At 66.2% G+C, this 12,532-nt stretch carries 9 protein-coding genes; 2 read left to right on the top strand and 7 right to left on the bottom strand.

What is annotated here, in order from left to right; genetic code table 11:
• Positions 1-2 precede the first annotated feature (2 nt).
• The 3 genes from AAHM44_RS20795 to AAHM44_RS20785 are packed head-to-tail and all read right to left on the bottom strand — an operon-like array spanning position 3 to position 3,426.
• The gene (locus tag AAHM44_RS20795; RefSeq protein WP_269574552.1) at positions 3-362 is read right to left on the bottom strand and encodes a response regulator; all 360 of its coding nucleotides are present in this window, start codon (positions 360-362) and stop codon (positions 3-5) included.
• Positions 359-2,497 (bottom strand): PAS domain-containing sensor histidine kinase, encoded by a 2,139-nt coding sequence (locus AAHM44_RS20790; protein ID WP_269574553.1) that lies wholly within the window; start codon positions 2,495-2,497, stop codon positions 359-361. Before AAHM44_RS20790 ends, AAHM44_RS20795 begins: the two co-directional genes overlap by 4 nt.
• A 59-nt stretch (positions 2,498-2,556) precedes the next feature.
• Positions 2,557-3,426: an HpcH/HpaI aldolase/citrate lyase family protein gene (locus AAHM44_RS20785; protein ID WP_342251181.1), complete on the bottom strand. Its 870-nt coding sequence runs from the start codon at positions 3,424-3,426 to the stop codon at positions 2,557-2,559.
• Positions 3,427-3,573: 147 nt separating this feature from the next.
• Between AAHM44_RS20785 and AAHM44_RS20780 the strand changes: the two genes are divergently transcribed.
• Complete coding sequence (locus tag AAHM44_RS20780; RefSeq protein WP_269574555.1) at positions 3,574-5,466, top strand: putative bifunctional diguanylate cyclase/phosphodiesterase; 1,893 nt, start codon at positions 3,574-3,576, stop codon at positions 5,464-5,466.
• Positions 5,466-7,316: a sensor histidine kinase gene (locus AAHM44_RS20775; RefSeq protein ID WP_269574556.1), complete on the top strand. Its 1,851-nt coding sequence runs from the start codon at positions 5,466-5,468 to the stop codon at positions 7,314-7,316. Before AAHM44_RS20780 ends, AAHM44_RS20775 begins: the two co-directional genes overlap by 1 nt.
• Here the strand turns inward: AAHM44_RS20775 and AAHM44_RS20770 are convergent.
• From AAHM44_RS20770 to cysD, 4 genes are all read right to left on the bottom strand, one after another.
• Positions 7,313-8,464: an SET domain-containing protein gene (locus AAHM44_RS20770; protein WP_342251180.1), complete on the bottom strand. Its 1,152-nt coding sequence runs from the start codon at positions 8,462-8,464 to the stop codon at positions 7,313-7,315. The genes AAHM44_RS20775 and AAHM44_RS20770 overlap by 4 nt on opposite strands.
• A gap of 115 nt (positions 8,465-8,579) precedes the next feature.
• Complete coding sequence (locus AAHM44_RS20765; protein WP_342251179.1) at positions 8,580-9,305, bottom strand: 3'(2'),5'-bisphosphate nucleotidase CysQ; 726 nt, start codon at positions 9,303-9,305, stop codon at positions 8,580-8,582.
• On the bottom strand, positions 9,302-11,215 hold the full coding sequence (gene cysN, locus AAHM44_RS20760) for a sulfate adenylyltransferase subunit CysN (protein WP_342251178.1): 1,914 nt from the start codon (positions 11,213-11,215) through the stop codon (positions 9,302-9,304). The genes AAHM44_RS20765 and cysN overlap by 4 nt, the downstream gene beginning before the upstream one ends.
• Before the next feature lie 121 nt (positions 11,216-11,336).
• Positions 11,337-12,275 (bottom strand): sulfate adenylyltransferase subunit CysD, encoded by a 939-nt coding sequence (gene cysD, locus AAHM44_RS20755; protein ID WP_269576583.1) that lies wholly within the window; start codon positions 12,273-12,275, stop codon positions 11,337-11,339.
• Between the last annotated feature and the right edge of the window lie 257 nt (positions 12,276-12,532).

Genomic DNA, 12,532 nt, shown 5'->3' with positions numbered 1-12,532 from the left:
AGCTACCGGGCCAGCAGCCGGTCGAGTGCGGCGGCCACCTGGGCTTCGCGATAGGGCTTCTCGATCATCGGCACTTCGTCGCCAAAGCCCTCCGGCGGCGCGCCATAGCCGCTGGCAAAGGCAAAGGGCACCCCGCGTGCCCGCAGTGTCTCGGCGATCGGGGTGCTGCGCTCGCCGCCCAGGTTGATGTCGAGGATCGCCACCTCGAAGCCTTGCTCCTCAGCCAGCGCCAGCCCCTCGGCCAGCCGGCTCGCCGGTCCGATCGTCTGGCAGCCCAGCGCCTCGAGCAGGTCTTCGAGGTACATCGCCACCACCGGCTCGTCCTCGACGACGAGCACGCGCAGGCCCTCCAGCCCACTCATTCGGCGCCCTCCGGCAGCGGGGCATCGACGACGCAAACCAGCCCCTCGGGCCGGAACTCGATCTTCACGCTGCCGCCCAGCTCGGCCGCCAGGCCGCGCTCGATCATCCTGGTACCGAAACCGCGGCGGCTGGGCGCCGACACGGTCGGCCCGCCGGTTTCCTCCCAGCGCATCGAAAGGCGGGCGGGGCCGTCATTATGGACGCGTTGCCAATGCACGGCGATCCGGCCCTCTGGCCGCGACAGAGCGCCGTGTTTCACCGCGTTCGTCGCCAGCTCGTGGATCGCCAGAGCCAGGCTGATCGCGGTCTTGGGCAGGATCGTCAGGTCCGGCCCGTCGAGCGTGAAGCGACAGGCCTCGCCGTGCGGGCGCAGCGCGTCCTCGATGATCTGGCGCATCGACACCAGGCTCCAATACTCGCGGGTGAGCAGGTTGTGCGCTTCGGACAGGGCGGCCAGCCGGCCTTCGAAGGCGGCACGGGCCTGGCGCGGCGGCACGTCGTCCTTGAAGCTCTGCTGGGCGATGCCCTGGACGATCGCCAGCGTGTTCTTCACCCGGTGGTTGAGCTCATCGATCAGCAGGCGGAGATGTGCCTCGGCGCGCTTCGCCTCGGTCATGTCGCGGCCGATCGCATGGAGTGCCACGGGCTGGCCCTGATCGTCGAGGCTGAGCCGTGAATTGACTTCCCAGATCAGCTCGCGCCCGTCCTTGGCGCGCAGCCTGACGGTGAGCCGGGTCGATCCGCCATGCTGCAATTTGCGGTTGAACGCGTCCATGCTGATCGCAAACTGGTCCGGGTCCATGAACTCGGCGATCGAGTGGCCGAGAATCTCGCTCTCGTCATAGCCGATCGCTTCCACCACCGCCGGGTTCACCGACGTCACCCGATTGTCGAGCGTGGTGGTGATCAGGAAGTCGTTGGCCTGCTCGAAGATCGTTCGGAAGCGCGTCTCGCTCTCGCGCAGCTCGTCCTCGGCGCGTCGGCGCGCCGTCACGTCGAACGAGACGCCGACGAAGCGGCTGGGTCGGCTGTCGCCATAGTCGATCCGGTTGCCATGGCTTTGCAGCCAGCGTTCGGCGCCATCGTCGGCACGCAGGATGCGATATTCGATCGTATAGGGCGTGCCCTCGGTAAAACAGCGCAGCGCCGCCTCGCGCGTCCGTTCGCGATCGGCGGGATGCACGCGCTCGATCCACTCCTCGAAGGTACCGCGTGCATCGGGACGGCGCGCCATGCCGAGCAGGTCGAAGCGATTGGGCGACCAGGTGCCCTCCATCGTCTCGAGATCGAGTTCCCAGGTCGCCATGCCCGCGGTCTCGGTGGCGAGGCGAAGCGTTTCCTCGCTCTTGCGCAGTGCCTCCTCGCTCTCGCGCCGCTGGGTGACGTCCAGCGTCACTGCCAGCACGCCGAAGGGCTCGCCATTGGCACGGCGGATCACCGCGACCGAATTGTTCACCCAGACGATGCCGCCGTCCTCGCGGACATAGCGCTTCTCATGAGTATAGGGCGTGCCCTCCCGCACCGCACGTTCGAACAGCGGCACGTTGCGCACCAGATCGTCCGGATGGGTGATCTGCTGCATGGTCATGCCCATCAGCGCTTCCTGGCTCCAGCCGGTGATGTCGCAAAAGCGATCATTGACCAGGGTGAAGCGGCCTTCGAGATCGACCTGGGCAAAGCCGGCGGTGGTCTGGCTGATGAAGGCGGAGAGCTGTGCCTCGCGCTCGCGCAGGGCCAGTTCGGCGGTCTTGGCCTCGGTCACGTCATGCGCGACGCCGATAAAGCCGATGTGACGCCCCTCGGCGTCGCGGCGAGGTTGCGACGTCGAGTGAAGCCAGCGCCATTCGCCCTCGGCGTTGCGATACCGGCCCTCCAGCTCGAAGGTCTGGAGGCTCGCTTCGCCCGCCACCGATTCCGCGAGCAGTCGCGCGGCGTCATCGGGGTGAATGATCCGTCGCCAGTCAAACTCCAATGCTTCCGCATAGGAAACGCCGAGAAAGGCGACATAGGCGCGATTGACGAAGCTGCGACGGCGATCGAGCCGCGTGACCCACACGGCGACGGGGGCGCTGTCCGCGATCAGGCGGAACTCGTCCTCGCCAACCGGCAATGGTTCAGCAGGTGCTTCGATCATCGTACCCCGTCGAGCTGCATCAGCAATGTCCTAGCCAGGCTACGGCAAATCAACGCATATCACCGGCGCATCGCCAGCACGGCCTTGGCGCGCTTCAGATGCGGCATATCGAGCATCTCGCCCTCCAGTCCGATCGTACCCATAGCCGGATTAGCCGCGAAGACGGCCACGATCTTCTCGGCGCGCTCGATCTCGGCCGGGGAAGGGGAGAAGGCGCGGTTGATCACCGGCACCTGATCGGGATGGATCGCGAGCATCCCGCGGAAACCCGCGCGGCGCGCTTTGGTTGCGACCTTCTCCAGCCCCTGCAGGTCACGGAAATCGCCATGGATCGTTTCGATCGGCGTTACGCCTGCCGCTGCCGCACCGGTCAGGGCGAGGGCGCGGAAGACCTGATAGGGGAAATCATATTCCCCCGCCTCGTCGCGGTTGTGCGTCGCGCCCAGCGCCGTGGCGCTATCTTCGGCCCCCCAGGTGAGCGCGGCGAGGCGCGGGCAGCCGGCATAGTCACCAAGCCCGAAGATCGCCTGCGCGGTCTCCGTTGCCACCACGATCGTGCGGATGCCGCCCTGGGGAAGGCCATGCGCGGCCTCCAGTGCAGTCAGATAGTGATGAAGCAGTTCCGCTTCGGCGCGACTGGCCTTGGGAAGCATGATCCCGTCGGGGCGACCGGGCACGATCGCCGCGAGGTCGGGCAGGGCATGCGGGGTGTCGAGGGGGTTGATCCGTACCCATTGCTGCTGGGCGCGCTCGGCTGTCTTGAGATGCTGGGCGACCAGCGTGCGGGCGGCGGGCTTGTTCGCCTCGGCCACCGCGTCTTCCAGATCGAGCAGCACCAGATCCGCTTCGCTCGCGCCTGCCTTGGTGATCTTGCGTTCGGAATCACCCGGTGCAAACAGCAGCGATCGGGCGGCGAGCGGGTCGGTCATGCATCCTCCTGTTATCCAGCCTTGCTATCGTGGCCGGATCGACGGGTAAACCGCGCGTCATCCTTAACCTTGTCCGGCGCCTTTCCCTCTCGGAGGCGTAATGATTTTACCGCTCCTTAACGCTGTCCGCTTACCTCGTTTGCAGGGATGAGCGAGGGGATTTCGCAAGTGCGCATTTTGATCGTGGACGACGAACCGGCGATGCACGAGTCGTACCGCCAGGTGTTCGGGAGCCGCCGGGGCGGCAACGCGACCGCGCTGAGCGCCATGGCGGCCGAGCTGTTCGGCGACGAGGATGACGCACCGTCAGAGCCCGCCAATGACGCGATCGACTTCGACTGTGCCCATTTCAACCAGGGCCTGGATGCCGTCGAGGCGATCCAGGACTCGATCGAGACCGGTAAGCGTTTCGCCGTCGCGTTCATCGACGTGCGCATGCCGCCGGGCATCGATGGCAAGGAAACCGCTCGCCGCATCCGCGCGCTCGATCCCGACATCAATCTGGTGATCGTCACCGGCTATTCCGACTTCTCCCCGCTCGACATCAGCCGCGCCGCCGGCCCCGCCGACAAGATCTTCTACATCGCCAAGCCCTTCCAGGCGGAAGAGGTGATGCAGACGGCGACCGCGCTTGCGCATCGCTGGGAAGCCGACGGCAAGCTGCGCAGCGCCATCGCGCTGCTCGAGGAGCAGAAGCTCGAACTGGCCGCCAATGAATCCCGCGCCGTCCACATCGCCAACCATGATTCGCTCACCGACGCGCCCAACCGCCTCTCGTTCCTCCACATGCTCGGCAAGGCGGTGAAGGGCGACCAGTGCTTCGCCATGGCGATGATGGACCTCGACCGGTTCAAGATCGTCAACGATACGCTCGGCCATCTCGCCGGCGACGAGCTGATTCGCATGGTCTGCGAGATTCTCCAGACGAACGTGCCGGCAGAAGGTTTTGTCGCGCGGCTGGGCGGCGACGAGTTCGCGATGCTCTATCCCGTGACCGGCGAGGACGAGGCGACGATGGTCGCCGAGCGCCTGCTTAAGGCGGTTTCGGTCAGCTTCAAGGTGTTCGGTCACTCGGTGCAGGGCGGGGCCTCGGTCGGCCTTATGGTGGTCGAGCCCGGCACGATCCATGATCCGATCGACGTGATGCGCCGTGCCGACCTCGCGCTCAACGAGGCCAAGCACAATGGCCGCGGTATCGTTCGCCTGTTCGACGAGGCGATGGACGAATCGATCCGATTCCGCCGTCAGATCGAAGGCGGGCTTTCCGAGGCTATCGCGAAGGGCGAGCTCAAGCTCGTCTTCCAGCCGATCGTCGGTCGCGACCAGCTCGAGATCACGGGCTTCGAGGCGCTGATCCGCTGGTGCAGCCCGGAATATGGCATGGTCTCGCCGGGCATGTTCATCCCGATCGCCGAGGAATCGAACCTGATCCACGAACTGGGCGACTGGGTGATCGACCGTGCCGTCGAGACGCTCAAGACCTGGCCGGGGCAATATGTGTCGGTGAACTTCTCGCCGCGCCAGTTCCGCCGCCACAATTTCGTGGCGCATGTGATGGAGCGCGTCGCCAATGCCGGCGTCGAGCCCGGCCGCTTCCAGATCGAGATCACCGAGACGGCGATCTTCGACGATGTCGAACGTGCCGCCGAGACGCTGTTCAAGCTCCGCCAGATGGGCTTCCGCATCGCGCTCGACGATTTCGGCACCGGCTATTCGAGCCTCTACAATATCCGCCGCTTCGCGCTGGACTGCCTGAAGATCGATCGCAGCTTCGTCGACGGCATGGGCCGGGAGCGCGAGAGCGCGGCGATCGTCCACTCGATCATCCATCTCGGCCGTGCGCTGGGCATGGAAGTGGTGGCCGAGGGCGTGGAGACTGAAGCGCAGCTCCAGGCGCTCCGCCTGGCCGGCTGCAGCCATCTCCAGGGCTATTATCTCGCCCGTCCGATGGATGCCGAGGATGCGCTGGTGCTCGCCAACAAGCGCTATATGGGCATCGAGGAGCCTGAGGCCGAACTGAGCAACGGGACGCACGGCTGATGCCAACCCGGGGGCGCCTCAAGGCGCCGGCCTCGCTCGGCGCGAAACTGGTCCTGATCCTCACCGGCGTCGGCGTGGTCGGCGCCGCCGCGCTTACGTTGATGCTGGCTACCGTCATCACGCCGAGCTTCAACCAGCTCGAGCGCGACGCCGTGAATGCGCATGTCGCGCGCACCGAAGCGGTGGTTCACGACGTCTCGGCCAAGGTCGAGAACGCCGTGCGTGACTATGGCGACTGGAACTCGTCCTACGACTACATGGCGAACCCGACCAGGGCATTCGAGGAAGAGAGCTTCTCGACGCTCGCCATGGTCAATCTCGACGTCAACGGCATGGCCTATGTCCGGCCGGACCGCTCGATCGTCATCGCCCGCTGGCTCGATCTCGAGAAACAGGCCGATGTGCCGGCGATGCGCGCGCAGCTGACGACCGCTATCTCCAAGCTCGATTTCTCGGGGGCACTGCACGGCCAGAGTTCGGCCGGCTTCTTCATGCGGCTGGGCGATAGGCTGGCCGCAATAGGCGTCGCGCAGGTGCGCAAGAGCGATGGCAGCGGAAGTCCGCGCGGCTATGTGCTAATGGCGCGCGCCGTCACCGCAAGCCAGCTCAGCACCCTGCTCCAGCTCAAGGCGAGCCTCGCGCTCGACAATCCCGTAGCCGAAGTCACCAAGACGCCCGGCACCACCCGCACCCGTATCGCCGTGCCGGTCCCGGGCCCGGATGGCCGCTCGGTCGCCACCGCCACCTACACCGTGCCGCGTGACCTCTCTACGCTGGGTACCCGTATGCTGGTGCTCGCGGTGGTCGGGTCGTCGATCCTGCTGGCGATCGTCCTGCTGGTGCTGCGCCGGATGATCGCGCGGCTCGTGCTCGGGCCGCTCAAGCGGGTCGAGCAGCATATGGGCGTGGTTCGCGCGTCGGGCACGCTCGGGCTGCTCACCGACAAGGAGCGCGATGACGAGATCGGCAGTCTCGTCACCAGCTTCAATTCGATGCTCAAGCAGCTCAAGGACCTGCGCGAGCAGCTCGAGGTGCAGAGCTTCTCGCTCGGCCGCAGCGAAAGCGCGGTCGCGGTGATGCACAATGTCCGCAACGCACTGAACCCGATCAGCACGGTACTCAGCCAGGGGCTGGGAACGGGGGCGCCGATGGACCGCGCACTGCTCGATCGCGCGCTCGGCGAGCTGGCGGGCGAGGAGATCCCGGCGGTGCGCCGGCAGAAGCTGGTCGCCTTTCTCGCTGCTGCGATCGAAAGCGTGGAGCAGGAACGCAGCGATCGGCGCGAGCAGATCACGATCGGTCGCGAGGCGCTCCACCATGTGCTGGAGATCATCGGCCAGCAGCAGGAGGCGGCGCACGAACGTCCACCGCTCGATGCCTGCGATATCACCGATATCGTCGCCCAGAACGCCACGATCGCGCGGTATTCGGGCGAGAACTCGATTGCCTTCAGCTTCCCGTCAAAGCCGCAATGGGTGATGGCGAACCGGGTGATCCTCAGCCAGGTGGTCGGCAACCTATTCGCGAATGCTGCCGAGGCAATCGCGGCGACGGGGCGGACCAGCGGTTCGATCGCGGTGACGATCCAGCAGAAGGGCGAGAACACCGAAATCCATATCCGCGACGATGGCGAGGGCTTCGATCCATCGACTGCACCCACGCTGTTCCAGCGCGGTTTCTCCACCCGCGCGCACAAGTCGGGCGGGCTGGGGTTGCACTGGTGCGCGAATTCGATGCTGGCGATGGAAGGCAGGCTCGACCTGCTCAGCGACGGCAGGGGCACGGGCGCCAAGGCGATCCTGACGCTGGGGACTGCCCAACTGGCCCAGCCGAGCGGGATGGCGGCCTAACGCTGCCCGGCGGCGCGGTGGGGACCCGCCACCTCATCCTTTCGCCGCAGATAGGGTGCGACCAGGTTCCGCGCCCGGAACCACTCCTGCCGGTCCGGATCGAGGCTGTCGAAGTTCCCGATCACCCGGCGGCATTGTTCCGAACGGCACTGGCAGATCATGTGCCAGTTCGATTCCCGAAGCGTCGTCGAATAGTCCCAGGCGATCTCCTCGCCCGGTTGGATCGCACGCACGGCGACCAGGAACACGCCGCGATCGGTGAAGCGCAGTCCGGCATTGGGATCGCAGCTATGGTTGACCAGGTCGTCGATCCGGCCGGACGGGCCCATATAATGGTCGGGCGTCACCTGGACGAAGCGGTCGTTGCTGCCGCGCATCAGGCTGGGAATCTGGTCGGCACGGAAGCGGCGGCCGGTGAACTCGATCAGCACGTCGCCTTCGGCAAAGCTGCTTGCGGCATAGACAGCCTTGCCCAGATGGTTGTCACCCACCTTGAAGAGATTGCCTGAAGGCCGGTAGCGATCGAGCCAGCGCAGCCCGCCGCGGCGGGTGCCGAAGGAGCGCAGCGGGTTGATCGTCGCCAGGCCGATCAGGAACCAGACGCTGGCATGGCAGAGGAACTCGACGATCACATAGGCGAGTTCGGCGACGCTCGGCTCGGCGCCGCGTACGGCGATCAGCAGCGTGGCCAGGTCACCGAAGGTCCACAGACCCCAGGCCGGGGAGCGTTCGCGGTTACGATCGGTCCAGACGCTGGCCCAGGTCGGCCAGAAGCTTACCGGCACCGCGAGCACTACCAGCATGTGCGCCCAGAAGGCTTCGCGGAAGACGAGCCACAGCAGCAACGCGCTCAGGCTGGCGGCGATGCAGAAGGTCTCGGTGGGCGAGGGCGGGGCCCAGGAGGAGCGCCGCCAGATGCCGATCGTCACCAGGATGCAGGCGATCGAGGACAGCGCGAACACCCAGCCCTGCGGCGCGCCGGGATTGACGGCGGCATAGGTCAGTGCCTCGAGCGTGGTCGCTGCGCTCCAGATCAGCCATGACGCACGGTTCGGCTCCACCAGCTCACGACGCAGCCCGATCAGGTAGGTCGCATAGCCCGCAAAGCTGAATCCGATCGCCAGAAAGAACCAGATATCGGCAGTCAAAAAACGCCCCTCCCAAACGGAGCGTTTACCATGTCCTGGAATCGGCGTCTACGCGCGACTCGCGTTGAATCCGCGAGTCGCTGGGAATCAGCGCGACACACTTAGCGGCGAAATCTCAGAGATCCGCGCCGCAGTCCTTCACTGCCTCAAGCACGATCGGTGCCCATTCCTTGCGGCAGATCAGCAGGTCCGGAATGCTTGTGCTCGCCTGATTGTAGACGATCGGGCTGCCGTCGATCCGCGAAGCGTGGAGCCCGGCTGCGAGCGCTACCGCGACCGGCGCGCAATTGTCCCATTGGTGCTGGCCGCCCGAATGGAGATAGATCTCGGCCTCGCCGCGCACCACTGCCATTGCCTTGGCACCGGCCGAGCCCATGCCGATATGCACCGCTCCGATCCGCTCGCCCACGCCGGCGCAGAGCTGGCTTGGGCGCGTGCGGCTCACCAGCATGCGGGGCGGCAGCTCACCTTCGGGCAAGGCGGGCGGGCAATCGCTCGAGAGCGTGCAGCCAAGACGGGGCAGGGCGACCGCGCCTACTGCCGGCGCGCCATCGATGGCGAGGGCGATGTGCACTGCCCAGTCACCGCGTCGCTCGGCGAATTCGCGCGTGCCATCGAGCGGGTCCACGATCCACACCCGGCTGGCAGACAGCCGCGCGGGATCGTCCGCTGATTCCTCGGAGAGGACCGCATCGTCGGGCCGTGCCAGCGCCAGCGCGGCGAGGATCATCGCATTGGCCTCGCGGTCGCCGCGATCTCCGCCGGCGCATTCGTTCTGGATGCGCAGCAGCAGCGCGCCGGCCTCCTCGGCGACTTCCCTGGCCAGTTCAGCGTCGTTCAAATCACCGGACTCCACGTGCCCATGATCGTCTCCACGATCCGTTCGGCTGCGTCCTCGGGGCTCTCGCGCGTGGTGTCCACCCGGATTTCCGGCGCCTCCGGTGCCTCATAGGGGCTGGAGATGCCGGTGAAGTGGGCGATCTGGCCGTCGCGGGCCTTTTTGTAGAGGCCCTTCACGTCCCGCGCTTCGGCGACTTCCAGCGGCGTATCGACATGGATCTCGAAGAACTCACCTTCGGGAAGCATGCGGCGGACCAGTTCGCGTTCGGCCCGGAAGGGCGAGATGAACGCGGTGAGGACGATCAGGCCCGCATCGGTCATCAGCTTCGCGACTTCGCCGACGCGGCGGATATTCTCGATGCGATCCGCATCGGTGAAGCCAAGGTCCTTGTTAAGGCCGTGGCGGATATTGTCGCCGTCGAGGAGGAAGCTGTGCTTGCCCATGGCGTGCAGCTTCTTCTCGACCAGATTGGCGATGGTCGACTTGCCCGAGCCGGAAAGGCCCGTGAACCAGAGCAGCCGGGGTGCCTGGTGCTTCTGTTTGGCATGGGCCTCGCGGTTGATTTCCACGGCCTGCCAATGGACATTCTGGGCTCGCCGCAGCGAGAAATTGAGCATTCCGGCGGCCACAGTCGCATTCGTGGCCTTGTCGATCAGGATGAATCCACCAAGGTCCTTGCCTTGGGCGTAGGATTCGAAAACCACTCCGCGGTCGGTGTAAACCTCGGCAATTCCGATGTCGTTCAGGCCCAGAGTCTTCACGCTCAGCTCGGCCATCGTATTGACGCACACGGCATGGCGCGGCGGCTGGACGGTCGCGCTGACCGTCTGGGTGCCGAGCTTGAGCCAATAGGCCCGCCCCGGCAGCAGCTCCGCCTGGTCCATCCACACGATCGTCGCCTGGAACTGATCCGCGACCTGGGGCGGCGCATCCGCCGCCGCGATCACGTTGCCGCGCGAGCAATCGACCTCGTCCGCCAATGTAAGCGTGACGCTCTCGCCCGCAACCGCCTGCTCCCGATCGCCACCAAAAGCGACGATCCGCGCCACCTCGGTCACCTGCCCCGAGGGCAGGATCCGCACCTTGTCGCCCGGCCGCACCGTGCCCGCCGCGATCATCCCCGCAAAGCCGCGGAAATCGAGGTTCGGCCGGTTCACCCACTGCACCGGCAGGCGGAAGGGGCGCGCGGCATCGGCGTCCGCGTCGATCTCGACGCCCTCGAGATGCTGGAGCAGCGACAGGCCGGTGTACCAGATCGTGTTCGGGCTGGAGCCGGTGATGTTGTCGCCCTTGAACCCCGAGATCGGGATCGGCGTGAAGCTGGTGATGCCGATGCTCTCGGCGAAGGCGCGATAGTCCTCGACGATCGCGTCATAGGCGGACTGGTCGTAGCCGATCAGGTCCATCTTGTTCACCGCCAGCACGATGTGGCGGATGCCCAGCAGATGGCAGAGATAGGAATGGCGCCGCGTCTGGGTGAGCACGCCCTTGCGCGCATCGATCAGGATCACCGCGAGATCGGCGGTCGAAGCGCCCGTCACCATGTTGCGGGTATACTGCTCGTGGCCGGGCGTGTCGGCGACGATGAACTTGCGCTTCTCGGTCGCGAAGAAGCGATAGGCGACATCGATCGTGATGCCCTGCTCGCGCTCGGCGGCGAGGCCATCGACCAGCAGCGCGAAGTCGATCTCGCCGCCCTGGGTGCCGACGCGCTTGCTGTCTGCCTCGAGCGACGCGAGTTGATCCTCGAAGATCATCTTCGAATCGTAGAGCAGCCGGCCGATCAGCGTCGACTTGCCGTCATCGACGCTGCCGCAGGTGATGAAGCGCAGCAGCGACTTGTTCTGGTGCAGCTGGAGATAGGCGGAGATGTCGGACGCGATGAGCGCGTCGGGGCGGTAGGAGGTCATGCCCACACTCCGTCATGCTGAACTTGTTTCAGCATCCAAGGCGCAACGACGGATGCCTTCGCTTGTGGAGGGTTGGACCCTGAAACAAGTTCAGGGCGACGAAGAAGAAGGACGCGGGCCATCAGAAATACCCCTCCTGCTTCTTCTTCTCCATGCTCGCCGCCTGGTCGTGGTCGATCGCGCGGCCCTGGCGTTCCGAGGTGGTGGTCAGCAGCATCTCCTGGATCACTGCCTCCAGCGTATCCGCCTCGCTCTCGACCGCGCCGGTGAGCGGGTAGCAGCCGAGGGTGCGGAAGCGGACCGAGCGGGTGACCGGCTGTTCGCCGGGGTTGAGGCGGAAGCGCTCGTCATCGACCATCAGCAGCAGGCCGTCGCGCTCCACCGTCGGACGGGGGGCGGCGAAATAGAGCGGAACGATCTCGATCCCCTCGGCAAGGATGTACTGCCAGATGTCGAGCTCGGTCCAGTTGGAGAGCGGGAAGACGCGGATGCTCTCGCCCTTCTGCTTGCGGGCATTGTAGAGATGCCAGAGCTCGGGGCGCTGGTTCTTCGGGTCCCAGCGATGCGAGGCGGTACGGAAGCTGAACACGCGCTCCTTGGCGCGGCTCTTCTCCTCGTCGCGCCGGGCGCCGCCAAAGGCCGCGTCGAAGCCGTATTTGTCGAGCGCCTGCTTGAGCCCTTCCGTCTTCCACATGTCGGTATGGCGGCCGCCATGATCGAAGGGGTTGATCCCCAGCGCCTCGGCCTCGGGGTTCTTGTGGACGAGCAGCTCCATGCCGGCGTCGCGCGCGGCCTTGTCGCGCAGATCGTACATCGCGCGGAACTTCCAGGTCGTGTCGACATGGAGCAGCGGGAAGGGCGGCGGCGCGGGGTAGAAGGCCTTGCGCGCGAGGTGCAGCATCACCGCGCTGTCCTTGCCGATCGAATAGAGCATCACCGGGCGCTCGGCCTCGGCGACGACTTCGCGCAGGATGTGGATGCTCTCGGCCTCGAGCCGCTGGAGGTGCGTCAGGCGCGCGGGGGCGAGCGATGCGGTCGCTTGAGCCTGGTTCTCCGTCATGTTCCCGGAATGCAGCATGGGGGGCGATTTAGGAAGCGGGCTGAGGGAGCGCGATCTAGTTTATGTTTAGCGGGGAGTAGGATGGGGGGCTCTGATCAAATCCTCCCCCTCCGGGGGAGGATTTATGGATTGGACGAAGCTCCTCCGTTCCCCGGGGGGGGGGGCGGGGGGGGGGGGGCCGGGGGGGGGGGGGGGGGGCGGCGCGGGGGGGGGGGGGGGGGGGGGGGGGGGGGGGGGGGGGGGGGGGGGGGGGCCCC

The organism is Sphingomonas sp. OTU376, assembly GCF_038440415.1.
Lineage (GTDB): Bacteria > Pseudomonadota > Alphaproteobacteria > Sphingomonadales > Sphingomonadaceae > Sphingomonas > Sphingomonas kyeonggiensis_A.
The sequence above is the reverse complement of the archived record's forward strand: the minus strand, read 5'-3'. Positions and strand labels throughout refer to the sequence as shown.